The 25,529-nt window shown below is 70.4% G+C and carries 19 protein-coding genes; 8 read left to right on the top strand and 11 right to left on the bottom strand.

Translation table 11 applies throughout. The features are described from left to right. Window positions 1-179: 179 nt before the first annotated feature. The 8 genes from ACFWV8_RS21815 to ACFWV8_RS21780 form a co-directional block, all read right to left on the bottom strand. On the bottom strand, window positions 180-1,523 hold the full coding sequence (locus ACFWV8_RS21815) for an acyl-CoA dehydrogenase (RefSeq protein WP_384204556.1): 1,344 nt from the start codon (window positions 1,521-1,523) through the stop codon (window positions 180-182). A 142-nt stretch (window positions 1,524-1,665) separates the two neighbouring features. Next, window positions 1,666-2,124 carry an RrF2 family transcriptional regulator gene (locus ACFWV8_RS21810; RefSeq protein WP_384204551.1) on the bottom strand — a complete coding sequence of 153 codons (459 nt, stop codon included), beginning with the start codon at window positions 2,122-2,124 and terminating at the stop codon, window positions 1,666-1,668. Between the two features lie 71 nt (window positions 2,125-2,195). Beyond that, the gene (locus tag ACFWV8_RS21805) at window positions 2,196-3,554 is read right to left on the bottom strand and encodes an LLM class flavin-dependent oxidoreductase (RefSeq protein ID WP_384204545.1); all 1,359 of its coding nucleotides are present in this window, start codon (window positions 3,552-3,554) and stop codon (window positions 2,196-2,198) included. A gap of 51 nt (window positions 3,555-3,605) precedes the next feature. Beyond that, entirely contained in the window at window positions 3,606-4,097 is a 492-nt protein-coding gene (locus tag ACFWV8_RS21800) for a flavin reductase family protein (protein WP_384204541.1), read from the bottom strand. A gap of 606 nt (window positions 4,098-4,703) precedes the next feature. After that, a complete protein-coding gene (locus ACFWV8_RS21795; protein WP_384204714.1) occupies window positions 4,704-5,522 on the bottom strand; it encodes a nucleotidyltransferase domain-containing protein in 819 nt (272 codons plus the stop codon). Between the two features lie 85 nt (window positions 5,523-5,607). After that, entirely contained in the window at window positions 5,608-7,143 is a 1,536-nt protein-coding gene (locus tag ACFWV8_RS21790; protein WP_384204539.1) for an SDR family oxidoreductase, read from the bottom strand. Between the two features lie 22 nt (window positions 7,144-7,165). Next, the gene (locus tag ACFWV8_RS21785) at window positions 7,166-8,320 is read right to left on the bottom strand and encodes a DUF475 domain-containing protein (RefSeq protein WP_384204536.1); all 1,155 of its coding nucleotides are present in this window, start codon (window positions 8,318-8,320) and stop codon (window positions 7,166-7,168) included. Between the two features lie 37 nt (window positions 8,321-8,357). Beyond that, a complete protein-coding gene (locus ACFWV8_RS21780; RefSeq protein ID WP_384204533.1) occupies window positions 8,358-9,479 on the bottom strand; it encodes an ABC transporter permease in 1,122 nt (373 codons plus the stop codon). 211 nt (window positions 9,480-9,690) lie between these two features. Between ACFWV8_RS21780 and ACFWV8_RS21775 the strand changes: the two genes are divergently transcribed. Next, on the top strand, window positions 9,691-12,912 hold the full coding sequence (locus tag ACFWV8_RS21775; RefSeq protein WP_384204530.1) for an alpha-L-rhamnosidase: 3,222 nt from the start codon (window positions 9,691-9,693) through the stop codon (window positions 12,910-12,912). An 80-nt stretch (window positions 12,913-12,992) separates the two neighbouring features. Here the strand turns inward: ACFWV8_RS21775 and ACFWV8_RS21770 are convergent, their stop codons facing one another. Both ACFWV8_RS21770 and ACFWV8_RS21765 read right to left on the bottom strand, forming a co-directional pair. Then, entirely contained in the window at window positions 12,993-14,354 is a 1,362-nt protein-coding gene (locus tag ACFWV8_RS21770; protein WP_384204528.1) for an NAD(P)/FAD-dependent oxidoreductase, read from the bottom strand. Between the two features lie 73 nt (window positions 14,355-14,427). Further along, window positions 14,428-15,489 carry a LacI family DNA-binding transcriptional regulator gene (locus tag ACFWV8_RS21765; protein WP_384204525.1) on the bottom strand — a complete coding sequence of 354 codons (1,062 nt, stop codon included), beginning with the start codon at window positions 15,487-15,489 and terminating at the stop codon, window positions 14,428-14,430. A 142-nt stretch (window positions 15,490-15,631) separates the two neighbouring features. Here ACFWV8_RS21765 and ACFWV8_RS21760 point away from each other — a divergent pair, with 142 nt between their 5' ends. The 7 genes from ACFWV8_RS21760 (at window position 15,632) to ACFWV8_RS21730 (ending at window position 24,326) form a co-directional block, all read left to right on the top strand. After that, window positions 15,632-16,930 (top strand): ABC transporter substrate-binding protein, encoded by a 1,299-nt coding sequence (locus tag ACFWV8_RS21760; protein ID WP_384204522.1) that lies wholly within the window; start codon window positions 15,632-15,634, stop codon window positions 16,928-16,930. Window positions 16,931-16,944: 14 nt separating this feature from the next. Beyond that, window positions 16,945-17,898 carry a carbohydrate ABC transporter permease gene (locus tag ACFWV8_RS21755; RefSeq protein ID WP_384204520.1) on the top strand — a complete coding sequence of 318 codons (954 nt, stop codon included), beginning with the start codon at window positions 16,945-16,947 and terminating at the stop codon, window positions 17,896-17,898. After that, a complete protein-coding gene (locus tag ACFWV8_RS21750) occupies window positions 17,898-18,716 on the top strand; it encodes a carbohydrate ABC transporter permease (protein WP_384204517.1) in 819 nt (272 codons plus the stop codon). The genes ACFWV8_RS21755 and ACFWV8_RS21750 overlap by 1 nt, the downstream gene beginning before the upstream one ends. Next, the gene (locus tag ACFWV8_RS21745; RefSeq protein ID WP_384204514.1) at window positions 18,713-21,088 is read left to right on the top strand and encodes a glycoside hydrolase family 3 N-terminal domain-containing protein; all 2,376 of its coding nucleotides are present in this window, start codon (window positions 18,713-18,715) and stop codon (window positions 21,086-21,088) included. The genes ACFWV8_RS21750 and ACFWV8_RS21745 overlap by 4 nt, the downstream gene beginning before the upstream one ends. A gap of 55 nt (window positions 21,089-21,143) precedes the next feature. Further along, window positions 21,144-22,766 (top strand): alkaline phosphatase D family protein, encoded by a 1,623-nt coding sequence (locus tag ACFWV8_RS21740; protein WP_384204511.1) that lies wholly within the window; start codon window positions 21,144-21,146, stop codon window positions 22,764-22,766. 325 nt (window positions 22,767-23,091) lie between these two features. Further along, window positions 23,092-23,958 (top strand): helix-turn-helix domain-containing protein, encoded by an 867-nt coding sequence (locus ACFWV8_RS21735; protein WP_384204508.1) that lies wholly within the window; start codon window positions 23,092-23,094, stop codon window positions 23,956-23,958. Between the two features lie 98 nt (window positions 23,959-24,056). Further along, complete coding sequence (locus tag ACFWV8_RS21730; protein WP_329377417.1) at window positions 24,057-24,326, top strand: DUF6296 family protein; 270 nt, start codon at window positions 24,057-24,059, stop codon at window positions 24,324-24,326. Between the two features lie 59 nt (window positions 24,327-24,385). Here ACFWV8_RS21730 and ACFWV8_RS21725 read toward each other — a convergent pair whose 3' ends face one another. After that, on the bottom strand, window positions 24,386-25,396 hold the full coding sequence (locus ACFWV8_RS21725) for an iron-containing redox enzyme family protein (protein WP_384204504.1): 1,011 nt from the start codon (window positions 25,394-25,396) through the stop codon (window positions 24,386-24,388). Window positions 25,397-25,529: the final 133 nt, after the last annotated feature.

The raw sequence follows: 25,529 nt of genomic DNA, 5'->3' as shown, positions 1-25,529 counted from the left end.
CCCGTGCGTGAGGCCTCCGCTCGGTCCCGTACCTGGTCCCGGCCGCGTAGCTCCGGGACACGGGGCGGAGGAGGGCGTCTTTCGATGACGCCCGCCATCCGATCCCATGCGGATTCCCCCGGGCGGGATTGCCCCATCGGTGGGCGCGGAGCCCGCCGCCAGGTACGAGTGGGCCGTGCTCAGGAGCGGGCGGCGAAGGGCGGGTGCGTTCCGTTGAGGTAGTGGTCGCCGATGTCGCGCAGCCGGTGGACGGATGAGCTCTGCGCGGTCAGCGCACGGGCGTTGCGCCAGAATCTGTCGAGCGCCGGGCCACCGTCGAAGGACGTCGCGGCTTCGGTGAGTTCGAGGATGCGGGTGGTGATGTCGACGGCGGACCTGCCGGTGACGGCCTCGGCCGCGGCGACGAGGACGGCGATCTCGGCGCGTTCGTCCATGCCGATGTCCCGTCCGGTGCGCAGCCCTTGCTCCAGGGCGTCCGTGGCGCGGTCCATGACGGCGGCGGCGGTGTGGGCCGCGGTCGCCAACTCCCCGTACGCGAGCAGGAGATACGGGTCCCCGCTCGGGCGTACGGCGTATGTGGCGGCATCAGGTGCCTCGGAGCGCGGCGCGCGGCGTACGGCCCGGCTGACGTCACGGGCCTCGGCGAGAGCGCCCTCCGCGATGCCGAGCGCCACATGGCTGAGGACGAGCCGCAGCGCGAGCGGCGCGAGCGCGGTGTACGCGGAGACGGAGTGTTCGTCGCGTGGCATCGCGCCGAGGATATGGCCGGCCTCCACGGGCACGTTGTCGAAAACGACGCTGCCCGCGCCGGTGAGCCGCTGGCCGAGACGGTCGTTGTCGGTACCGGCGAGTACGCCGGGGTGGGCCGGGTTCACGAGTGCGATCAGCAGCTCGCCCGTGCGCGTGGACGTCGCGCCGACGACGAGACGGTCGGCGACGGTGACACCGGCGGCGAAGGTCCTGCTTCCGTTGAGCAGATGGCCCGACGCGGTGGGCGAGAGGGTGAGGCCGGGGCCGGTCTCCGGGTCGGGGAGGTCGGTGCCGCCGCCGAGGAGCCAGCCGTGGGCGACGGCGGACGGCTCGTGTCCGGCGGCGAGGTCTCCCCCGGTCGTACCGAAGAAGCGGCTGCTCCACGAGAGCACGTAGTGCCGCGCGATGAGCTCGCCGATGGAGCCGTCGGCCGCCGCGATCTCGCGGATCACGGCGGCGGCGGTGCGCCAGTCGGCGCCGCCCTGACCGCCGCCGCCCCCGTGGCCGCCCGGGTCGTCCGGATCGGGAGAGGGCCCGGAGACGGGGCCGGTGAGGCTCCGGCCGGGAAGGACGGGCGGTGTCAGGAGCGCGGGCAGACCGGCTTCGCGCAGCCGTGCCACCTCGTCGTACGGCGGCTTGCCCGCCCGGTCGCGGGCGATCGCGTCGGCGGCGAGATCGTCGGCCACCTCCCGTGTGACGCGCGGCCACATGGCCTCGTCGGGCACGGTGGGCTTGTGCGGGGCGGCGGTGCGGACCACGGGTTTCGTCGGCACGGTGCCGGCCACCTCCAACATCCCTAGTTTTCCCACTGGATTAGTAGGAATACTGGCACGGACTCATCGCTCCCCCAAGTGCGCGTTCATATGGTGGACTCGCGTCCCGGACCGCGAAACCAACCGTCGGCCGGGACCTCGCTCACGGGTTGGTCCAGGCCTCCGGATCCGCCGCGAGCGCGGACACACCCTCCGGCAGCCCGGCCGAGGCCACGTCCGCCAGGGTCACTACGTCCAGGATCTGGCGGACGTTGGCCCTGAGCGCGATCCACAGCGGCAGCAGGGACTCGGCGGGGCCGGTGTACGAGAGCTCGGGCGGCCGGACCCCGCGTACCGAGACGAGAGGCCCGTCCACCGCGCGGATGACATCGGCGACGCTGATGGAGTCCGCGCCCTTGGCCAGCCGGTAACCGCCGTTGCCGCCCCGCCGGCTCACCACCAGCCCGCCCCGGCGCATGTCGTTGAGGATGCCTTCGAGGAACTTGTGCGGGATGTCCTGGGCGGCGGCGATCGCCTCCGCCTTGAGCGGGGCCTCGTCGCCGGACATGGCGAGCTCCAGCGCGGCACGTACCGCATAGTCCGCTCTGGCTGAAATGCGCATGCGCGCAGTATCGCGTACGGCTCGGCCCCCGCTCCGGGCCCCGCCTGCCCTTTCTCCCGGAAACCTCGCCGTCAGCCCGTGCCGGCGGAGCTCCCCACCGTGTCGAACAGCCGGTTGGCGGGGCGCGGCAGTCCGTAGTGCTCGCGCAGCGTGGTCCCGGTGTACTCCGTACGGAAGAGGCCGCGCTCCTGGAGGATCGGCACGACCTGGTCGACGAAGGCCTCAAGGCCCGACGGGAGCAGCGCGGGCATGATGTTGAAACCGTCCGCGGCGCCGCTGTCGTACCAGTGCTCGATGGTGTCGGCGACCTGCTCGGCCGTGCCCGCGAAGGTGCGGTGTCCGCGGCCTCCGCCGAGCCTGCCGATGAGCTGACGTACCGTCAGACGCTCGCGTCTGCCCAGCTCCACGACCAGGGTGAAGCGGCTCTTGGCACCCTCGATCTCGTCCTCGGTGGGAATGTCGTCCGGCAGCTCCTCGTCGAGCACCAGCCGCTCGTCGGGGACGCCGAGAAGGCGGGCCAGCTGCCGGCGGGCGTACTCGGGGACGATGTGCCGGTCCAGCTCGGCGTCCAGTTCCCGCGCGTCGGCCTCCGTGTCGCCGATCACCGGCACGATCCCCGGCAGGATCTTGATGCCGTCCGGGTCACGCCCGAAGGCCACCGCGCGCTGCTTGACGTCCTTGTAGAAGGCGACGCCCTCCTCCAGGGTCTGCTGGGCGGTGAACACCGCCTCCGCGTAGCGCGCCGCGAAGTCCTTGCCGTCCTCGCTGGATCCGGCCTGGACGAGAAGGGGGTAGCCCTGCGGGGAGCGCCGTACGTTGAGCGGTCCTTCGACCCGGAAGTGGGCTCCGCGGTGCTCGATCGGCCGGACGCGTTCGGCGAGCGCGTGCACGCCGCGCTCCTTGTCGGCCACCACCGCGTCGTCGGCCCAGCTGTCCCACAACTTCGTGGCCACATCGAGGAATTCGGCCGCTCGGAGGTAGCGCTCGTGGTGGGGCGGGGTGTCGTCCAGACCGAAGTTGCGGGCGGCGTCGGCGCCTGCCGTGGTGACGATGTTCCAGCCGGCCCGGCCGCCCGAGACATGGTCGACGGAGGCGAACCTGCGGGCCAGGTTGTACGGCTCGTTGTAGCTGGTGGACGCGGTGGCGATGAGGCCGATCCTGCTGGTGACACCGGCGAGGGCGGTCAGCAGGACGGTGGGTTCCAGGATGCTGGAGGGCCGGCGCCCCGGGTCGCCGTGCAGGACGGGCCCGTCCGCGAGGAACAGGGAGTCGAGTCTGCCGCGCTCCGCGATGCGGGCCAGATTCTTGTAGTGCTCGACGTCCGTGCCGTCGCTCGGACTCCGCGGCAGGCGCCAGGCGGCCTCGTGATGGCCGGCGGTCATCAGAAAGGCGTTGAGGTGCAGGGGCTTACGGTCCGGGTCGCGTGACATGGGTCTTCTTCTCCTGGGGGTTACGGCCGGAGGGACTGCTGCCGGGACGGCTCAGAGCGCGAGATAGCGGCCGTCGTGGAAGAGCAACGGGCGCCGGTTCTCGTCGTGTTGGGCCTCCTCGACCCGTCCAATGACGATCCGGTGGTCGCCTGCGGGGACGATCTGCTGGATGCTCAGCCGGAGCCAGCCGGCCGTGTCGTCGAGTACGGGGTCACCCTCCGGCAGCCGGTGCCAGGCGGTCGGCGCGGCGAACCTGTCGGCACCGCTGGTCGCGAACGTCCGTGCCAGCGGCTCCTGTTCGGCGCCGATGAAGTTGACGACGGCCGATGACGCGCGCTCGATCGTCGGCCAGGACGATCCCGAGAGGGCGATACCGAACGACACGAGCGGCGGGGCGATGGACAGGGACGTGAGCGAGGTGGCGGTGAATCCGGCCGGACCCTGGCCGGCGTCCGCGGTGATGACGACGACGCCCGCCGGATATCGGCGGAATGCTTTCTTGAAGCGCTCCGGGGCGATGCCCGCGGTGAGATGCGACGACACGATGAGAGTCAACGTCTCCCCCAGGAAGAGAAGTGGGATCTGCGGAATTGGGCAGGCGGTGGCCGTGCGGGTGGTGGCCGGCGTACGCACACGTGGGACCAGGTGAACCGAGGCGTACCGAGCGGGCCGAAGGCCCTCGCCGGTGAATCGAGGGATGGACCGTGGCGCGAGGAGAATTCAGGCGCGGGGGGAATTCACGCGCGACAACAGAGGCAGGGCACGGACGCGGGCGAAAGACCGGTGAGGCGTGCGACGGTGCTGCGGGCGACCGGGCCATGGTCGAGGACGGCGTTCAGCACACTCTTCGTGCCAGGGGCGCGGCGGGGTGGGGCGGTGGCCGGCGGGATGTCCGCGCGGCGTATCGGGGTGGGTGGGCGACGGACGGGCACCTGCGGCTGTCTCACGGGTGTCTTCCAGATGCTCGAAGGCTGCGGCGGAGGCCCCGGGACGCATTTGGTCGGAGGTCGGCCGGACCGCGTGGGCGCTGAGTCGTCAGCCCTGGTGACACGCCGCGGAGCACACACGCTTGAGATCGATGTGACCCCGAGTCGTCAGGTGCGCGGATCGCTGCATGTCCGGCAACGTAACCGCAGCGCCCGAACCGGGTCAATCCCCGGTCGTATCGTGGACCGCGGTGACTACCTCGGTGGCCAGCCTTTCCGCGTCGTCCAGCGCGGCGGTGAGCGTGCCCGGTGTCGAGCCGAGCGCGGAGAACAGAGCGTGTGCCCGTTCGGCGAAGTCGGCTGGGGCGACGGCGAGTTGTCCGGCGGCCCGGACCGCTCCCTTCTCGTTGAGCACCCAGCTTCTGTCATGGGCGTGGAGGGCGTGTACGAGGACTCCGACCGCGCGGAAGAGACAGCCGGCGACATGGAAGGCGTCGCCGCGCGCCGCGCCCTTGCGGGCACCGGCCAGGATGAACGGGGCCTCCCAGCGGGCGTTGTCGATGAGCGCCCGGCGCAGCGGCTCCGGATAGTGGCGGGTCCGCTCCCGCAGGGTTCGGAGTTCGCCGTCCGGGTCGGCGAGTACGCGCCCGACGGCCAGTTCACCGGCGTAGGCGTGGGAGTACACCCCCAGGGGATGACCGGCCTGGGCACCGATCTCGAACCGCCCGGCCAGGCACTGCTCCCAGATTCGGCGCACACGGTCCAGGTCACGGTAGATCCAGTCGACGCGGTGGCCGTCGACGGTGAGCCAGGCACCGCCGTCCACCCATGGTCCCCAGCCGCCTGGCTCGGTCACCTCCACGGGCTCATCGGCCAGTTCGGCGGCGAGCAGCCGCAGGGCGGCGGTGTCCAGGGGCCGCTGGTAGTACAGGCCCAGGTCGAAGTCGGAATCGGGACGGTGCGTTCCTGTCGCCCGGCTGCCGCCCAGGCACACCCCGACGACTCCGCCCACTTCGGCCAGCCGATTCGCGATCTCCACCATGCGATCCACGCAGGCCAGTGTGCACAGTCGGACGGGCGTCGGCGAGCGAGTTCCCCGGAGTGCGTGAGGGTCGGTCGCCGCGCGGCTACCCGTCGAGGACCGGCGCAGCCGTATCCTTGCTCGCCGCCCGTGCGATGTTGCGCGCCATCCCTCCGAAGACGACGGCGTGGAACGGCGCGACGCTCCACCAGTACGCGTGCCCGAGCAGCCCGCGCGGATGGAAAAGGGCGCGCTGCCGGTAGCGGGTACGGCCCTGCTCGTCGCGCTCGACGCGCATCTCCAGCCAGGCGAGTCCCGGGAGCCGCATCTCGGCGCGCAGCCTCAGGAGCCGGCCCGGTTCGATCTCCTCGACGCGCCAGAAGTCCAGCGAGTCGCCGACCCGCAGCCGTGCGGCGTCGCGGCGTCCCCGGCGCAGCCCGACACCGCCGACGAGCCGGTCCAGCCGGCCCCGTACGGCCCAGGCCAGCGGGAAGGAGTACCAGCCGTTGTCGCCGCCGATTCCTTCGACGACCCGCCACAACGCCTCGGGGCCGACGTCCACGGTCAGTTCGCGGTGGTCGGTGTAGAGGCTGCCGCCCGCCCAGTCGGGGTCGGTCGGCAGCGGGTCGCTCGGTGCGGCGGGGACGGAGGCGGAGGACCAGCGGGTGGTCACCTGGGCGTCCTGGATCCGCCGGAGCGCCAGGGCCAGCGCTTCCTCGAAGCCGAGGGGCCCGCCGGGTGCGTCGGGGACGTACCGCGCGATGTCGTGCTCGTGGCAGACGACTTCGTGCCGGAGGGACTCGGCGAGCGGCCGGGCGATCGAGGCGGGTACGGGGGTTACCAGGCCGATCCACTGGCTGGAGAGGGCCGGGGTGAGGACCGGAACGGGCACGATCAGCCGACGCCGGAGTCCGGCGACGGCGGCGTAGGTGTGCATCATGTCCAGGTAGGTGAGGACGTCGGGGCCGCCGATGTCGAAGGCGCGGCTGACGTCGGCGGGCATCCGGGCGCTGCCGACGAGATGGCGCAGGACATCGCGTACGGCGATGGGCTGGATTCGGCTCCGTACCCAGCTCGGTGTGACCATCACCGGGAGGCGTTCGGTGAGATACCGCAGCATCTCGAAGGACGCCGAGCCGGACCCGATGATGACGGCGGCACGCAGCACGGTGGTGGGGACGCGCGAGCCGAGCAGGATGCGCCCGACCTCGGTACGGGAGCGCAGATGGGGCGAGAGGTTCCGCTCGGGTACGCCGACGGGGGCCAGACCTCCCAGATAGACGATGCGCCGGACGCCCGCCGCGTGGGCCTGTTCGGCGAAGATCCGGGCTGCCTCGCGGTCGGTCCGCTCGAAGCCGGAACCGGTGCCGAGCGAGTGGACCAGGAAGTACGCGACGTCGATGCCCCGCATCGCGTCGCCGACCGAGCCGGCGTCGGTGACATCGCCGCGTACGGCCTCGGCCCGGCTTGCCCACACGTGGTCGCGCAGCTTCTCGGGCGTACGGGCGAGACAGCGCACCCGGTGCCCGGCGTCCAGCAGTTCCGGCACGAGCCGGCCGCCGATGTAGCCGGTGGCGCCGGTCACCAGGCAGTGGAGGGCGGGCGCCGGGTCCGGGGCGGGCGCCGGGTCGGCGTGGGTCATGGAGTCCTCCGTGGGGTACGGCTCAGGCCATGTCCGACGGGCGCGCCTCGCCCGCCGCGATCCGCCGGTTGCGCAGGACCGACGACCAGAAGGACCAGCCGATGAGGACGACACCGATGAGGCCGGTGATGATCTCGCTGATCTGGAACTGGATGGTGATGATCAGGATGACGGCGAGCGCGCCGATCGCGTAGTGCGCGCCGTGCTCCAGATAGACGTAGTCGTCGAGCGTGCCCTGGCGGACGAGGTAGACGGTGAGCGACCTGACATACATCGCGCCGATACCGAGGCCGAGCGCCATCAGCACGATGTCGTTGGTGATGGCGAACGCGCCGATCACTCCGTCGAAGGAGAAGGATGCGTCGATGACTTCGAGATAGAGGAACATGAAGAAGGCGGCCTTGCCCGTGACGGCGCCGATCGAGGGACCGCCGTTGCCGCGCCCACCGGACGCCGTCTCCTTACCGGGCTCACGCTGCGGGATGACCTGCGCTTCGGCCTCCGCGTCCGCCTCCTCGGCGAGTCTGTTCTCGAAGAAGCTGGAGAGCCCGCCCACGAGCAGATACGTGATGAGGCCGGCGAGCCCGGCGGTGAGGACCGTCTGCGCCTTGTCGGCGTGTGCGCCGCCGTGCTGGTGGGCGTTGGTGGCGACCGTCATGGATGCGATCAGCAGCACGATCAGCGCGAGGCAGACGGAGAGCATCTCGAACTGTCCGAGCCTGGCGAGCGGGCGTTCGATCCAGCCGAGCCACTTGATGTCGCGTTCCTCGAAGATGAAGCTGAGGAAGATCATCAGCAGGAACATGCCACCGAAGGCGGCGATCGACGGATGGGCGTCGGTGACCAGTTGCTGGTACCGGTCCTTGTCGTTGACCGCCAACTGCACCGCCTTGACGGGGCTGAGCTTGGCGGTGATCGCGACGATGAGGACGGGAAACACGAGTCTCATGCCGAACACGGCGATGAGGACGCCGATCGTGAGGAAGATCTTCTGCCAGAAGGCGCTCATCCTCTTCAGGATCCCGGCGTTGATGACCGCGTTGTCGAAGGACAGCGAGACCTCCAGCACGGTCAGGATCGCCACGACTCCGAGTGCGGCCCAGCCGTCGTAGAACACCGCCGCCGCGAGGCCGAGAGCGGTGAAGCCGAACGCCCAGCCGAATGTTTTCAGTACCACGACTCACCATGCCTTCCGCGAACATGCTAGGCGATCTTCAGCCAGGCATCGCGTTGAAAGCGCCACTTCGCGACACCCGGCCGCCGGGATGGCGGTCGCGCAGGAACCAGAACACCCCCGTCGCCAGCAGCGCCCAGCCCGCCAGTACGAGGAAGGGGAACGCCCGCTGGTCGTCGCTGAAGTACACCGCCGCGTGCTGCGCGTTGACCGAAGCGCCCGGCGGGAGCCAGCGGCCGACATGACCGAGGAGCGAGGGCAGCAGCGGCCACGACACGGCGCCGCCCGACGACGGGTTGCCGAGGATCACCATCAGCCCCCAGGTGGGGAGCACCGCCCAGCGCCCGACCAGGGTGTTGAACATGGTGAAGACCATCCCGGACGTGAACATCGTGAGCGCCAGGATCAGCCACGACTCGGCGAACGGCAGGTCCACCGCGCCCAGTTGCCAGTCGACGCCCGCGGCGATGGCGAATCCGCCCAGTAGTCCGTTGGCGGCGATGAAGCCGATCCGCTCCCCCGGATTGAGCTCCTTCGCGTGGATGCTCAGCTGGAGCGCCCCGAGGAAGCCGACGATCACGGAGGCGAGCGTGATGTAGAAGAGGGCAAGCCCGCGCGGGTCACCCTTCTGGAGCGGCTTGATGTCGGTCACCCGCACCGGCACCCCGGTGGCCCGTGCCACGTGCGGCGCCGTCTCGGCGAGCAGTTCGGCGACGGAGGCTCCGGCGGCGCTCACCACGGCCAGGCCGACGCCCGCCGGACGGAACGTCAGGATCGCGAAGACCCGCTGCTCCTCGACGGCGCGCCGGGCGGCGGGCCCGCTGCCGTACGGGTGCAGTTCCAGGGAGGCGCCGAGCCCCTTCTCCATACCGCTGACGAAGGCGGCCTCCTGGGCTGTCGACGGGGCGCCGACGACGGCGACGGGGATCTCGCGCGGGGTCGGGTTGGCCATGGCATACGTGTACGAGCCGGCGAACAGTCCCGCCATGGCCGCCGCGATGACGAGAATCACCAGGGCGGGCAGGAAGGGTGAGTTCCTGAACTCCGCGAATCTCTCCGCGACACCGGGCCGTCCGCCACGGGCCGGCTCCGGTCCCCCGCCGCCGGAGCTCCCGTCGGCACCGTTCCCGTGACTCCCGTCGGTCCCACTGCTCCCGGCCATGAAAGCACCGTAAACCACGCATATCGCCACCCCCGTCATCGGCGCCCCATACAAGCGGCACCGGGTCACTGAGAACTGAAAGGGTTCATCGATGACGCCCAATTCCGTTGTCCAGTAGGGCAATATGCGCGCGACTCCTTGACCGACCCAGGGGGCGCCCCTACTTTCACTCCAGTGAATCGATTCATTGTCGAATCTTTCTGGGGTTGACGTGATCAGTAGACGCCGCATGCTCACCACCACGACCGCAGCCGCACTGGGCACCACCCTCGCCACGGCCGCCGCACCGTCGGCGCAGGCCGCCGATGGGACATCGGCCGGCGCCGCCGCCGGCCAGGCCCGGCCCGGAGCGCTCCGGGTCAGCGCGCCGACCGTCGAGTACGTACGCAATCCGCTGGGGCTCGACTCCCCGAAGCCCAGGCTCAGCTGGCCCCTGCTGTCCGACGCGCCCGGCCAGGCGCAGAGCGCGTACCAGGTCCGGGTCGCCACCCGTCCCGACAGGCTGGGTGAGCCTGACGTGTGGGACAGCGGCAAGGTGGTGTCGGACCGGTCGGTGCTGGTGCCGTACGCGGGGCCCGCGCTCAAGCCCCTGACGCGGTATCACTGGTCGGTCCGGGTCTGGAACGCCGCGGGTGAGGTGTCCGGCTGGAGCGAGAGCGCCTGGTGGGAGACCGGGCTGATGAGCACGGCGGCCTGGTCCGCGCGGTGGATCGCCGCACCGGCCGCGCTCGCCGGGGCACCCAGCCTCCAGGGCTCGTCCTGGATCTGGTTCCCCGAGGGCGAACCCACCGACAACCTGCCCGCCGGGACCCGTTGGTTCCGCCGCGCCGTCGACGTCCCGGCCGGTGTCACCGGTGCCCGGCTCGTGGTCGGCGCCGACGACGCGTACACCGTCCATGTGAACGGCACCGAGGTGAGCCGGACCGAACCGGACGGGCCCGCCGAGAACTGGCGGCGTCCGGCCGTCGTCGACATCACCGCCCAACTGCGCCCGGGAGCCAACGTCGTGGCGGCGTCCGCGGTCAACGCCAGTGCGAGTCCGGCCGGTTTCATCGCCGTACTGGAACTCACCTCGGCCGACGGCACCACCGCCGTCCCCACGGACGACGCCTGGCGGACGACGAACCAGGAGCCGTCCGGCCCCTGGCAGCAGGCCGGTTACGACGACAGCGCCTGGTCCACCGCGAAGAAGGGCCCCGCGTGGGGCTCCGGGCCATGGGGCAGGGTGGCGCCCGCGTTCTTCCCCGCCACCCAGCTGCGGCACGCCTTCCGGCTGGCCGACAAGCCGGTCGCGAGCGCCCGCCTCCATACGACGGCGCTCGGCCACTACGAGGCGCACCTCAACGGACAGCGGGTCGGCAAGGACCAGTTCGCGCCCGGCTGGACCGACTACCGCCAAAGGGTGCAGTACCAGACGTACGACGTCACCGCGCTGGTCCGGCGGGGCGCCAACGCGCTCGGCGCGCATCTCGCGCTCGGCTGGTACGGCGGCAATCTCGGCATGTTCGGACCGCACCACTACGGCGACCGGCCCGCGCTGCTTGCCCAGTTGGAGGTCACGTACAAGGACGGGACGAGCGAGCGCGTCGTGTCGGGAGACGGCTGGCGCGCCGCTTCCGGGCCCATCGTCTCGGCCGACATGCAGGCGGGCGAGGAGTACGACGCCCGGCTGGAGACCAGGGGCTGGACCTCACCCGGTTTCAACGACGCCGACTGGCTCGCGGCCGAGCCGGTCGACGGCGTGGAGACGGAGATCGTCGCGGAGCTGGACGGCCCAGTGCGGATCATGAAGGAGCTCCCCGCCAAGAAGGTCACCCGCGTCGCGCCGGGGGTCTTCGTCTTCGACCTCGGCCAGAACATGGTCGGTTCGGTTCGGCTCCGGGTGTCGGGCGAGGCGGGCACGACCGTGAAGCTGCGGCACGCCGAGGTGCTGAACCCGGACGGCTCGGTCTACACCACCAACCTCCGTACGGCGCGCGCCACCGACACCTACACCCTCAAGGGCGGGGGCGAGGAGACGTTCGAGCCGCGCTTCACCTTCCACGGTTTCCGCTACGTCGAGGTCACCGGCTTCCCTGGCACGCCGCGCGCGAGCGCGGTCACCGGCAGGGTGATGCACACCTCCGCGCCGTTCACCTTCGAGTTCGATTCCGATGTCCCCATGCTCAACCAGCTTCACAGCAACATCGCTTGGGGCCAGCGCGGCAACTTCCTCTCCATCCCCACCGACACACCGGCCCGGGACGAACGGCTCGGCTGGACCGGTGACATCAATGTCTTCGCCCCCACCGCCACGTATGTCATGGAGTCCGCCCGCTTCCTCACCAAGTGGCTCCAGGACCTGCGGGACGCGCAGACCGAGGCCGGCTCGTTCACGCATGTCGCCCCGGACATCGGCAACGTCGGTGATGGGTCGGCCGGTTGGGGCGACGCCGGGGTCACCGTGCCCTGGGCGCTGTACCAGGCGTACGGTGACGAACGGATTCTCGACGCGTCCTGGGACTCGATGCCCAGATGGCTGGAGTATCTGCGCGAGCACAGCGACGGCTTTCTGCGCCCGGCGGACGGTTTCGGCGACTGGCTCAACATCGAGGACGAGACGCCCAAGGACGTCATCGCCACCGCCTACTTCGCGCACGCCGCGGATCTCACCGCCCGCGTCGCACGGGTGCTGGGCAAGGATCCCGCGCCGTACGAGACGCTGTTCGGCCAGGTCCGTGACGCCTTCCGGGCGGCGTACGTGACGGCGGAGGCGAGGGTGAAGGGCGACACGCAGACGGCCTATGTGCTCGCCCTGTCGATGGATCTGCTGCCGGAGGAGGCCCGGAAGCCCGCCGCCGACCGGCTGGTGGCGCTGATCGAGGCGAAGGACTGGCATCTGTCGACCGGCTTCCTCGGCACGCCCCGGCTCCTGCCGGTGCTCACCGCCACCGGCCACAACGATGTCGCCTACCGGCTGCTGCACCGGCGCACCTTCCCCGGCTGGGGGTACCAGATCGAGAACGGCGCGACCACGATGTGGGAGCGCTGGGACTCGATCAGGCCGGACGGAAGTTTCCAGGACGCGGGGATGAACTCCTTCAACCACTACGCCTACGGCTCGGTCGGCGAGTGGATGTACGCGAACGTCGCGGGCATCGCGCCGGGCCGGCCCGGGTTCAAGGAGATCGTGATCAGGCCGCGCCCCGGTGGTGAGGTGCGGCGGGCCGGAGGCCGGTACGCGTCGGTGTACGGGCCGATCACCACCCGCTGGGAGTCGGGGCGCGGCGGCTTCGAGCTGGAGTGCTCGGTGCCGCCCAACACCACGGCGGAGGTGTGGGTGCCCGCGCGGAAGGCGGGCGACGTCAGACATCAGGGCGCGAGGTTCCTGCGGATGGAGGACGGCTGCGCGGTGTACGCGGTGGGGTCGGGGCGCCACCGGTTCACCGCCTGATCCCGGGGCGCCGGTGGTCCCCACCGGCCCGGCGGGGTACGGGCGGCTTCCCGTACCCGCCCGGATCCGCCCGCTTCGCGTCAGCCGCGCGCGGTCAGCGCCCGTGCGTGCTCGCGCACCTGACGTGGTGTCAGATAGACGTCGGTGTACTCGAAGTCGTGCAGCGTGGCCGGCTTCTGCGCCTGGAACCCGGTCCGTACGAAGTCGTCCCCGGCGACGGCGTTGAGCATCCAGTTGGTGAGCACCCGCGCCTTGGCGACGTTGGTCCGCAGGGACGACCAGTGGTAGCCGCGGGCGACGACCTGGGCCGGCATCCCGCGCAGTTCGACACCCATCGGCTTGGAGACGGCGTCCCTGCCGCCGAGATCGACGACGAGCCCCAGGTCCTTGTGCTCGTACCGCAGCAGCGGCTGCCGGCGCACGGTGGCGATGACGTTGTCCGCGGCCTTACGGCCCTGCCGCAGCGCGTGCTGTGCGGTCGGCGGGCAGATCGCGTCGCCGCCCTTCGTCAGGTCCGGCACGGCCGCGGCGTCGCCGAGGGCGAACACGCCGTCGAGGCCCGTGACCCGCAGTTCGGGCGAGACGGCGAGCCGGCCGTGTACTTTCTCGGCGTCGAACGTGCCGACCAGCGGGCTCGCGACGACACCGGCCGTCCAGATGAGTGTGCGGCAGGGCAGCACCCGGCCGTCGGTGAACGTCACCTCGTCGGGCGCGGCCTTGGCGACGGACACCCCGAGCGAGACCTCGATCCCGCGCCTGCGGAGGATGCCGAGGGCGGTGGCGCCGAGCCTGTCGCCGAGTTCCGGCATGAGTTTCGGGGCGATGTCGACGAGGTGCCACTTGATCTGCTTCGGGTCCAGGCGCGGATAGCGCCGCAGGGCGTTGCTGGTGACGCGTTGCAGCGCGGCGGCCGTCTCCGTGCCCGCGTAGCCGCCGCCGACCACGACGAAGCGGAGCCGCGCCTCGCGCTCCTTCTCGTCCACGCTGGCGTCCGCGAGGTCGAGTTGCGCGATGACGTGGTCGCGGATGTAGGCGGCCTCGGCGAGTGTCTTCATGCCGCGCGCGTTGTCGACGAGTCCGGGGATGTCGAACGTGCGGGTGATGCTGCCGGGGGCCAGCACGATGTAGTCGTAGGGGAGGTTGACGATCTCGCCGGTGATCTTCCGGACGACGCAGATCTTCGCCTCCGGATCCACTCCGATGGCCCCGCCGGGGACGATCCGGGTGCGGTGTTTCCCGCTGCGGCGCAGTGACACCGCGACCGACTGCGGGGGCAGGACTCCTGCGGCCACCTGAGGCAGCAAGGGCAGATAGAGCTGGTACGAGAACGGGGTGACCAGGCAGATCTCCGCTTCTCCCGGTACCAGTTTCCGCTCCAGGCGGCGTACGCACGCCACCCCCGCGAAGCCCGCTCCCACTACGAGAATCCTCGGTCGTGCCACGGTGTCCGTCCTTTCCCGGTCGTGCTGGGTCGCCCTTCACCTTCCCCGGGTCAGGTTTCTCTCACGGACGGATTCACTCGGTCGCGGACTTCACCACCGCCGTGCTGTTCCTGACGACCAGGCGCGTGCCGAACTCGATCCGGGTGTCGGCCTGGTCGGGGCGGGCGTCCGGCCGGGGGCCGCCACTCTGGTACGCGCGCCGCAGCCGCAGCAGCATCTGGGCGGCCTCCTCGGCCATCTCCACCAGCGGCTGGTGCACGGTGGTGAGGGAGGGGCTCGACCACTGGGCGAGCGGGATGTCGTCGTACCCGACCACGGAGAGGTCCTCCGGCACCTGGACGCCGAGCACCCGCGCGGCCTCCAGTACGCCGAGCGCCTGGAGGTCGCTGCCGGCGAAGACGGCGGTCGGCGGTTCCGGCAGCCTGAGCAGTTCCATCGCGTGGTCGTAGCCGGCCTGGACATGGAAGTCGCCGAACCGCACGAGGCGGGGGGCGACCTTCACACCGGCCATCGCCATGGCGGAGCGGAAGCCGTCGAGGCGCGCGAGGGAGCAGAGCATGTCCTCGGGGCCGGTGACGACCGCGATACGGCGGTGCCCGAGGTCGAGCAGATGGCGGGTGGCGGCGAGCCCGCCTGCCCAGTTGGCCGACCCGACGGAGGGCACGTCGGGTTCCGGGTCGCCGGCCGGGTCGATGATCACGAACGGGATGGCCCGTGACCACAGCTTCTTCTTGAGCTCGTCGGGGAGGGTGGAGAAGACGAGCACCACACCGAGCGGACGGCGGCGCAGGACGCCTTCCACCCACTCGGCTCCCGGGGAGTGCCGGGTCCCGGTCTCGGTGAGTACGACGCTGACGCCGGCGCTCTTGGCGACGTTCTGCATGCCCCGGATGAGCTCCATGGACCAGGCGCTGTCCAGCTCGTGGAAGACGATCTCGATGAGGGGCGCCTCGGGGAGGGACGCCGAGGCGCGCCGGTAGCCGTGCGCCTCCAGCAGCTCCTCGACCTTGACCCGCGTGGGGGCGGAGACATCGGGGCGCCCGTTGAGGACCTTCGAAACTGTCGAAAGGGAAACACCCGCCTGGGTGGCCACCTGAGCGAGGGTGACCCGCCCCGTACTCCTGTCATCTGGCATGGACTGAAGGATAAAGCACGGCCTTGTGTAACGGTTTCGCCGAGTGATGACAGCGATGTTGACCGGCACTTGAGCGGACCTTACCGTCGCACCCCACAGAGACTTTCGATCAGATTCCCGATACTTTCGAAAGGTCGACCCGATGAAGACACGAGCACGGTTCCGTCGAGCCGTCGCAGGCGGCGCGGCGCTGGCTCTGAGTCTGGGCCTGGCGGCCTGCGGCGGCGACTCCTCCTCCGGCGGTGCGGACGAGTTCCACGTACTGGTCTACGGCGATGCCACGAACAAGGTGGAGGAGCGAATCGTCGCGACCTTCAACAAGACCTCCGAGGTCAAGGCGGTCCTGGACACCGTTCCCGGCGCCGACTACCAGCAGAAGCTCCAGACGGTCATCAACACCCCGCAGGCGCCCGACGTGTTCTTCAACTGGGGCGGCGGCAGCATCAAGCCCTTCGTCGACGCGGACCTGCTGCTGCCGCTCGACGACATGATCAAGAACGAGCCGGGGCTGAAGTCGAACTTCCTCCCGTCGGTCTTCGAAACCGCGCAGGTCGACGGGAAGTCGTACGGCGTGCCGATGCGCGGCACCCAGCCGGTGCTCCTCTTCCACAACAAGAAGGTCCTCGCCGACGCCGGCGTCGAGACACCCCGCACCTGGGACGATCTGCTGGCCGCCGTGAAGACCCTGAAGGGCGAGGGCGTCACGCCCATCGCACTCGGCGGCGGCGACAGGTGGACCACGATGATGTGGTTCGAGTATCTGTACGACCGTGTCGCTGGCCCCGAGCTGTTCAAGAAGGCGCTGGCCGGTGACAAGGATGCCTGGGCGAGCGCCGACAGCGAGAAGGCGCTGGGCATGCTGAGGGAACTCATCGACGCGGGCGCCTTCGGCACCAACTACGACTCGGTCAAGTTCACCGACGGCGGCTCCCCCGCCCTGGTGGCGAGCGGCAAGGCGGCGTTCGAGCTGATGGGGTCGTGGGCGTACTCCACCCAGCAGGACGCGGACCCCGACTTCGCCAAGAACGAGCTCGGTTACGGCGCCTTCCCGAGCGTCGATGGCGGCAAGGGCGACGCGGCCAACCTCGTCGGCAACACCAACAACTTCTACTCGGTGCGCAAGTCGACCAAGCACGCGGACGCGATAGCCGAGTTCCTGAAGCTCATGTACTCGGACGAGTTCGTCGAGTCCCAGCTCGCCATCGGCAATCTGCCGACCACCACGAACACCGCGAAGTTCCTGGACTCCGCCGACAACCCGGAGTACCTGAAGTACCAGTACGACCTGGTGGAGAAGGCACCCGCGTTCCAGCTCTCGTGGGACCAGGCGTATCCCCCGAAGAACATGACGCCCATCTATGTGGCGGTCCAGCAGTTCTTCAACGGGCAGCTCGACGCGGACGGCTTCATCAAGGCCATGCAAGCCCTCACGACCGCCTGAGAGGGACGTCCTTCATGGTTTCCCTCACCACTCCCGTAGCGAAGGACGGGCACCGGCCGGCCCGGACCGCGGGGCCGACCGGTCCCGCGGCCCGCCGCAGGACCGGCAGGCCCGGTATCGGCTGGGCGCTGCCCGCCGTCCTGTTCTTCGCGCTGTTCGCCGTCGTGCCGCTGGTACTGGTGGCCGTCCTGTCCTTCACCACCTGGTCGGGCCTGGGCGCACCGGAGTTCGCCGGTTTCGACAACTGGGTCACGCTGTTCCACGACCCGGTGATGATCAAGAGTCTGTGGCTGAGCGTGCTGCTGACCGTCCTCGGGGTGCTGGTCCAGACCCCGTTGAGCATTCTGCTCGGAGTCTGGGCGGCGGGTCCGCAGCGCAACCGGGCCGTGCTGTCGGCGGTCTTCTTCGTCCCGCTGCTGCTGTCGGCGACCGCCGTCTCGGTGCTGTGGCGGGCCCTGCTCGACCCGAACTTCGGGGTGCCCGCGGAGGCTGCCTGGCTCTTCGGGGACGGCAACCTCCTCGGCAGCCGTACGGGGGCCATCTCCGTACTGGTGCTGGTGAGCGCCTGGCAGTACACCCCGCTGCACGCACTGATCTACCAGGGCGCGACGCGCGCGATCCCCGCGGTTCTCTACCAGGCGGCCGAGATCGACGGCGCGGGGCGGGTGCGCCAGTTCTTCCACGTCACCCTGCCGCAGCTGCGCAACTCCGTCATCACGTCGGTGATCCTGATGGTCGTCGGGGGGCTCACCACCTTCGACACGGTGCTGATCCTCACCCAGGGCGGACCGGGCACCGACACCACCATCAGCGCCTACTACATGTATCAAAAGGCGTTCAAGGGCTTCGAGTTCGGCGCGGGCGCGGCCATCGCGCTGCTGCTGGTCCTGGTGGCCACGGCCATCTCACTGGTCGTGGTGCGGGTCTCCGGCTACGACAAGATGGCCGGCACCAAGGAAGGCATGTGATGAGGCGCCGCCCCAACTACCTGGCGGGCGTGGGCGTCACGCTGTGGCTGTTCGTCGTCGGCCTGCCGCTGTACGTCATGCTCGGCGCCGGGGTGCAGTCGCGCCCGGACTACAACGCCGGCGGCCCGCTGGTCTTCCCCGACCACTTCACGCTCGACAACTACCTCGACAACTTCTCGAACGGGTTCGGCCGCTACTTCCTCAACACCCTGATCGTGACGGCCAGTGTGGTCGCGATCGTCCTGCTCCTCGTCCCCCCGCTGGCGTTCACGATCGTCCGCAACCGGGGGCGCGCAACGTCGGGCGTCTTCCGGCTCTTCCTGCTGGGGCTGGCGATCCCCGCGCAGGCGGTGATCGTGCCCATGTTCTACGTCATCAGTGAGGCGGGTCTCTACGACAACCTCATCGGCGTCATCCTGCCGACGGCCGCGTTCTGCATGCCGGTCTGTGTGCTCATCCTGACCGGCACCATGCGCGACATCACCGACGACCTCTTCGAGGCGATGGCCATCGACGGTGCGGACGCACGGCGGGTGTTCTTCCAGCTCGTCGTGCCGCTGTCGAAGAGCGGGCTGTCCACCGTCGTGGTGTTCGCCGCGCTCCAGGCGTGGAACGGGTTCCTCTTCCCGCTCGTGCTCACCCAGTCCGAGGAGTCCAAGGTGATCACCCTCGGTCTGTACGACTTCCAGACCCAGCACGGCGTCGAGATCCCGGGCCTGCTGGCCGCCGTGGTGCTGTCCACCGTGCCCGTCCTGCTCGTCTACCTGTTCGCCCGGCGGGCCCTGGTCCAGGGGCTGATGGGCGTCGGAGGAAAGTGACCGACAACGTGACCACCGACGCCCCCGCGAGCGAGACCGCCGCCGGGGACCGGCTCCGGGCCGACCGTAGCGCCCGCGTCGACGAGCTGATCGCCGCCATGACCCTGGAGGAGAAGCTGGCCCAGCTGTACGGCCTGTGGGCGGGCGCATCCGCCGACGGCGCCGAAGTCGCCCCGCACCAGCACGACATGGACGAGCCGCCCGCCCTGGACGACCTGATCCCGCACGGACTCGGCCAGCTCACCCGGCCGTTCGGCACCGTCCCCGTCGATCCCGCCCTGGGAGCACTGTCCCTGATGCGCAGTCAGGAACGGATCGTCGCCGGCAACCGGTTCGGTATTCCGGCGATGGCCCACGACGAGTGTCTGGCGGGCTTCGCCGCCTGGGGCGCCACCACCTATCCGGTCCCCCTGTCCTGGGGCGCCGCCTTCGATCCCGCACTGGTCCGGGAGATGGCGGCGGCGATCGGGAGCGACATGCGGTCGGTGGGTGTCCACCAGGGCCTCGCTCCGGTGCTTGACGTGGTGCGCGACGCGCGGTGGGGCCGGGTCGAGGAGACCATCGGCGAGGACCCGTATCTGGTCGGGAGCATCGCCACCGCGTACGTCCAGGGGCTGGAGTCCACCGGTCTGGTCGCCACTCTGAAACACTTCGCCGGCTATTCGGCCTCCCGCGCCGGCCGCAATCTGGCCCCGGTGAGCATGGGGCCGAGAGAGCGCGCCGACGTCATGCTCCCGCCCTTCGAGATGGCGTTCAGGGAGAGCGGCGCACGGTCGGTGATGCACGCGTACACCGACACCGACGGTCTGCCCGCCGCGGCCGACGAGCAGTTGCTGACCGGGCTGCTCCGGGACACCTGGGGTTTCGAAGGCACCGTCGTGGCCGACTACTTCGGCATCGCGTTCCTCAAGTCCCTGCACGGGGTGGCCGCCGACTGGGGGCAGGCGGCGGCCCTGGCGCTGACCGCCGGGGTCGATGTAGAGCTGCCGACCGTGAAGACGTTCGGGCAGCCCCTGCGGAAGGCCGTCGCCGCAGGGGAGTTGACGACGAAGGTGGTCGACCGGGCCCTGCGCCGGGTGCTGACGCAGAAGGCCCAGCTCGGGCTGCTGGACCCGGACTGGAGCCCGCTGCCGCCCGCCCTCGCGGGCGCCGATCTCGACGCGCCCGACCGGCTGCGCGACACCGTGAACCTGGACACCGACGCGCACCGGGACATCTCCCGCCGCCTCGCGGAGCGATCGGTGATCCTGCTGCGCAACGACGGGGTCCTGCCGCTGGACCGGCCCGCGCGGATCGCGGTCGTGGGGCCCCAGGCCGACACGCCCTCAGCGGTCCTCGGCTGCTACTCCTTCCCCGTCCATGTGGGGTCCCAGCATCCCGGCACCCCGGCCGGGGTTCAGCTGCCCACGCTGCTCCAGGCGTTGATGTCGGAGTTCCCCGGGTGCGAGATCGTCACCGCGGCCGGCTGCGCCGTCGACTCGGCGGTCACCGACGGATTCGCCGCCGCGCTGCGGGCGGTGCGCGGGGCGGACGTGATCGTCGCCGCGCTCGGCGACCGGGCGGGGCTCTTCGGCCGGGGTACGAGCGGCGAGGGCTGCGACGCGGAGTCGCTGGCCCTGCCGGGCGTGCAGCAGCAGTTGCTCGACACCCTGCTGGACACCGGTACGCCCGTGGTGGTGACGCTGGTCGCGGGACGGCCGTACGCGCTGGGCGACGGGACCGTGGACGCCTCGGCCGCGATCGTGCAGACCTTCTTCCCCGGGCAGGAGGGCACGCGGGCGATAGCGGGGGTGCTGAGCGGCCGGGTCGAGCCGTCGGGCCGGCTGCCGGTGAGCGTTCCGCGGCGGCCGGGCGCTCAGCCGTCCACCTATCTGGCGGCGCGGCTGGCGCGGGCCGGCGACTCGTCCAGTGTCGATCCGACGCCCGCGTTCGCGTTCGGGCACGGGCTGACGTACACCTCGTTCGTGTGGTCCGGGCTGACCGCCGACAGCGCCGCCGCGACCGACGGCGAACTGCGGCTGTCGTTCACCGTGCGCAACACCGGGCCCCGGCCCGGTACGGAGGTGGTGCAGCTGTATCTGCACGACCCGGTCGCCTCGGTCGTGCAGCCGGTCCAGCGGCTCGTGGGCTATCTGCGAGTGCCGCTGGAGCCGGGCGAGACGGCGAGGATCAGCGCCGTCGCCCCCGCCGACCTGGCCTCCTTCACCGGGCGGGACGGGCGCCGGATCGTGGAGCCTGGCGAGCTGGAGCTGCGGCTCGGCGCCTCCAGCGCGGACACCCGGCTTACCGCCCGGGTGACGCTGACCGGTGCCGTACGGGAGGTGGACCACACCCGCGCGCTGCATGCCCGGATAGGCCAGGAGGAGGAATAGATCACCCTGATGCGGGGTCAGGGGATGTACGTAACAGGGCATATGACTCGTCACCATGGGAAATCATCTGCCCGAATTCCGCGCCGCCGCCCGCCGTATCAACCGCCGTCAGTTCGTCACCCGCGCCGGCGCCGCGGCCGTGCTCGCCTTCGCGGCGAACATGCCGGCCGCCGGCGCGGCCACCGCCCGCCGGCTCAATCCCCGGAAGATCACCAAGGATCCCTTCACGCTGGGCGTCGCCTCGGGCGATCCGCTGCCCGACACGGCCCTGCTCTGGACCCGGCTGGCGCCCGAGCCGTACACGGCGGACAGCGGCCTGCCGGCCGAGCGGATCGAGGTGGAGTGGGAGGTCGCGTACGACGAGCGCTTCGCTCTGATCGTCGCGCGCGGTACGGCCACGGCCCACCCCGAGTTCGACCACAGCGTGCGCGTGGAGGTACCGGGGCTGTCGCCCGGCCGCTTCTACCACTACCGCTTCCGGGCCGGTACGTGGATCAGCCCGGCCGGCCGCACGCGTACCGCCCCCGCCGCGGGGGCCCCGACCACCCTGCTCAGACTGGCGACGCTGTCCTGCCAGGCCTACTACCACGGCTATTTCACCGCCTACAGGCATCTCGCAGCCGAGGACCTCGATGTCGTCGTGCACCTCGGTGACTATCTGTACGAGTACGCGGTGACGGCCGCGGGCGGCGAGCGGAAGTACACCGACCGCCAACTTCCCGCGCACTACGACTCCGAGACCGTGACGCTGGAGGACTATCGGCTGCGCTACGGCCTCTACAAGTCGGACCCGGACCTGATGGCCGCGCACGCCGCGCACCCCTTCGTCGTCACGTGGGACGACCACGAGACGGAGAACAACTACGCGGACGAGACGCCCGAGAACGACGTACCGCCGGAGGAGTTCCTGCTCCGCAGGGCCGCCGCCTACCGCGCCTACTGGGAGAACCAGCCGCTGCGTACTCCGCAGCAGCCCGTGGGACCCGACATGCGGCTCTACCGCCGGCTGCACTTCGGACAGCTCGCCCAGTTCGACATCCTCGACACCCGCCAGTACCGCTCCAACCAGGTGCAGGGCGCCAACTGGCAGGTCCCGGGCCCGGAGTCGAAGGACCCCAGGCGCACGATGACCGGCGAGACGCAGGAACGGTGGCTGCTCGACGGCTGGAAGAACTCGAACGCGACCTGGAACCTGCTGGCCCAGCAGGTCACTTTCGCCCAGCGCCGTGACGTGCCGAGGTCCGACTTCAAGCTGTCGATGGACGCGTGGGACGGGTACACAGCCTCCCGCAAGCGCGTCCTGGACGGTGCGAAGGCGGCCGGCCTCGACAACCTGATGGTCCTGACCGGCGATGTGCACGTCGGCTACGGCTTCGATCTCAAGGAGGACTTCGACGACCCGACGTCCCGCGTCGTGGGGACGGAGATCGCCACAACATCGGTCAGCAGCGGTATGGACGGCGTAGACAAACCGTCCAACTGGTCCAGCCTCACCTCCGCCAACCCGCATATGAAGTACTACAACGGCCGTCGGGGGTACACCACGTTCGCGCTCACCCAGGAACGGGCGACGGTCACCTTCAACACGCTGACTTCCGTGACCGAGCCGGGATCGGCGCTGACCAGGGCGGCGTCGTTCGTCACGGAGGCCGGTGACCCGGGATTGACGCCCGCGTGAAAAGACACCCCCTAAGCGGAGCCTCGCCCTCTGGTGGCAGGGACTCCGGAGCGACATGCTGTCACGCATGCCCGCACCGCGTCGTCGGCCAGGGCGTACGCACGGACACACACACGGACGTACGCGAACGCACGCGAACGTCCGCGAGCCCCACCCGGCCGCCCGCGCGGCCAAGATCCCGGAACGAGCTGAGGACGTTGAGACCAAGGAGCACGACGGTCACCCCGGCCGCCCGAAGACCGCGAAAGATCAACAGACCTGCCGTAGCGGTGAGTTGCTGTGGCAGACTGTCGGTCATGGCTGCGGCAGTGCTCGGGGGTGCGCGATGAGCGAGCCACGGTCGGCTCCGACGATCGGACAGATCGTGCTGAGCAGACAGCTGTTGGCCCTGCGCGAGAAGGCGGGGCTCAGCCGGGAACAGTCCGGTCAGCTGCTGCGGGTGACGGCGGCGACCGTCCGCCGGATGGAGATGGCGGAGGTCGGGCTCAAGGTTCCGTATCTGCAGATCCTGTTGCCCGCGTACAACGTCCCGGACGACGAGATAGACGTCTTTCTGCGGCTGGCCGACGAGGCCAACAAGCCCGGCTGGTGGCAGCGGTTCCATGATGTGCTCCCCGACTGGTTCAGCGGTTACGTCAGTCTCGAAGAGGCCGCGAAGACCATGCGCTGCTACGAGCCGCACTTCGTGCCCGGACTGCTCCAGACCGAGGACTACGCGCGGCGCATCCTGACCGCCGGCGCCCTGGGGCAGCAGTTCTCCGACCCGGCCCGGGTGGAGCGGCAGGTCGCACTCCGGCTGGAGCGCCAGTCGCTGCTGACCCGCGCGGACGCGCCTGTCTTCTGGGCCGTGATGGACGAGACGGTGCTGCGCAGGCATGTCGGTTCCGCGGATGTGATGCGCGCGCAGATCGACCGGCTGCTCGAAGCCACCGAGCTGCCGAACGTGACGCTGCAGATCGCCGAGTTCAGCGCGGGGCATCACCCGGGCACGTACAGCCCCTTCGTGCTGTTCCGCTTCGGTGTCCCCGAGGTGCGGGACATGGTCTACATCGAGTATCTGACCGGCGCGCTCTATCTGGACGAGGACGGTGAGGTCTCCGAGCACATGGAGGCCATGGACCGGATGGTGGCCCACGCGGAGTCCGCGAGCCGTACGAGGCAGCTGCTGTCCGAGTTCCGCGCCGGGCTGTGACCCTGTGTGACCCCGGCGCCATGGCCTCCGGAGCAGAGGCGGGGATCGGCCGACGGGGTGACGATGGGTGGTGGTGCCTATCGCGGGAGGAGGCCCCCATGGCTTACCCGGAACGCTATGAGCTGGTGTTCGACGAGACCGCCCCCACCGACCCGGCCGATCTCACGGCCCCAGGGCCGGACACCCCGGAACGGGACGTGGTGACGGTCAGGCGCACGTCCAGGGCGGGGGCGGGGGGTTTTCCCGTCTACGAGGACGAGACGGGCATCGTGCGCGCGGAGATCAGCGACCGGGGCGAGGTGCGGATGCTGGCCAGCGGCGGCCAGCAGGCGCCCAGCACGCCGGTGACGGCGCGGTCACTCGGCTAGAGGACGAGCCCCCGCCCCCTCACGGATCACTGAGGGGCCAGGGGCTTTCGCGGAGCTGTTCAGCGGGGCGTACGCAGGGCGGAGAGGCCGTCGCCCCAGGCTGAGAGCAGTTTCTCGGCGAGGCGGGCGTCGAGTACGCCCGTGGCGTCGGCGCCGAAGGCCACATCCGTCTCCAGCCAGGGCTCCTCGTCCAGGAGCCCGCCGACGACCTCGCGGCGGACCAGCTGTTCGTGCGTTCCGTCGCCCGCCACATGCTCGTCGTAGAAACGCGCGGCGGCCTCCCCCGCCCCGACACGCCGCATCGCCTCCGCCAGCCGGCGCGACGCGGGCGACGCGGCCACTTCGACGGCGGCGAAGTGCCCCACGAGCGCGCCGCGGAGCGCGCGGTGGAGGCCGAACATCGACATGAGGTTGACGCTCGCCAGCATCTCCCCCGTCGCCACGTCGACGTACCGGCCGTAGGTCGTGTCCAGACCGAGGTCCGTCATGAGTCCGGCGAAGAGGCGGGAATGTATTCGATCCGCCCTCCCCCCGCCGAACTCGGCGCACTCGATCGTGGCCATCGCCGCTTTGGCCCGGCCCCGGAGCCGGGGGATCACCCAGGCGTGGGGGTCGGCCTCCTTGAGGTGGTAGACGGAGCGCTGGGCGGCGTACTCGCGCAGATGCCACAACTCGCCCTCGTCCTTGAGGTAGTGGGACGCGCTTGTCCCGTCCGGCGGTTCGACCAGGAGGTCGGCGAGGGCCTCGTCGACGTCGGTGCGGCGCTTGGTGTCCGTGCGCAGCGCGTCGAGGAATCGGCGTTCGAGGTCGGCGCGGAAGGCGAGGAGAGCCGGATCCCATTCCCAGGCGGGGTCGACACCGCAGAATCCGCGGTAATGCAGTTCGTAACAGAGATAGAGCGCGAGGTGCAGGTCCTCGCCGTAAGGGGCGGCATCGTCGGCTGTTCCGGTCGGCGGCAGGGGGGTCCCGGATCCGGGGCGGCCACGCAGGGCACGTACGACTCCGTAACTGAGGTCACCACGGCCCGTCGGCAGAGCGGGCCCGGTCGGCCGGACGTCGGCGTTCTCCACTGACTTCACTCCTTGACCTGATCGGACTGATCAGCGTGCTCGGTCCCATCATTCTCGCCCTTTTGACTGATCTGTCCCCTTTCGTGGACACCCCATCGGTGACTGCCCCCGGACCGTGGGTAACGCCCGGCCG

The organism is Streptomyces sp. NPDC058665 (assembly GCF_042714995.1).
Taxonomy (GTDB): domain Bacteria; phylum Actinomycetota; class Actinomycetes; order Streptomycetales; family Streptomycetaceae; genus Streptomyces.
The sequence above is the reverse complement of the archived record's forward strand: the minus strand, read 5'-3'. Positions and strand labels throughout refer to the sequence as shown.

What these genes read in the sequence shown, in the direction of transcription:
- ACFWV8_RS21730 (WP_329377417.1), top strand. Translation starts at nt 24,057, where the DNA reads ATGGCTTACCCGGAACGCTATGAGCTGGTGTTCGACGAGACCGCCCCC.
- ACFWV8_RS21795 (WP_384204714.1), bottom strand. Translation starts at nt 5,522, where the DNA reads ATGGTGGAGATCGCGAATCGGCTGGCCGAAGTGGGCGGAGTCGTCGGG.
- ACFWV8_RS21810 (WP_384204551.1), bottom strand. Translation starts at nt 2,124, where the DNA reads ATGCGCATTTCAGCCAGAGCGGACTATGCGGTACGTGCCGCGCTGGAG.
- ACFWV8_RS21760 (WP_384204522.1), top strand. Translation starts at nt 15,632, where the DNA reads ATGAAGACACGAGCACGGTTCCGTCGAGCCGTCGCAGGCGGCGCGGCG.
- ACFWV8_RS21780 (WP_384204533.1), bottom strand. Translation starts at nt 9,479, where the DNA reads ATGGCCGGGAGCAGTGGGACCGACGGGAGTCACGGGAACGGTGCCGAC.
- ACFWV8_RS21740 (WP_384204511.1), top strand. Translation starts at nt 21,144, where the DNA reads ATGGGAAATCATCTGCCCGAATTCCGCGCCGCCGCCCGCCGTATCAAC.
- ACFWV8_RS21755 (WP_384204520.1), top strand. Translation starts at nt 16,945, where the DNA reads ATGGTTTCCCTCACCACTCCCGTAGCGAAGGACGGGCACCGGCCGGCC.
- ACFWV8_RS21735 (WP_384204508.1), top strand. Translation starts at nt 23,092, where the DNA reads ATGAGCGAGCCACGGTCGGCTCCGACGATCGGACAGATCGTGCTGAGC.
- ACFWV8_RS21750 (WP_384204517.1), top strand. Translation starts at nt 17,898, where the DNA reads ATGAGGCGCCGCCCCAACTACCTGGCGGGCGTGGGCGTCACGCTGTGG.
- ACFWV8_RS21790 (WP_384204539.1), bottom strand. Translation starts at nt 7,143, where the DNA reads ATGACCCACGCCGACCCGGCGCCCGCCCCGGACCCGGCGCCCGCCCTC.
- ACFWV8_RS21805 (WP_384204545.1), bottom strand. Translation starts at nt 3,554, where the DNA reads ATGTCACGCGACCCGGACCGTAAGCCCCTGCACCTCAACGCCTTTCTG.
- ACFWV8_RS21765 (WP_384204525.1), bottom strand. Translation starts at nt 15,489, where the DNA reads ATGCCAGATGACAGGAGTACGGGGCGGGTCACCCTCGCTCAGGTGGCC.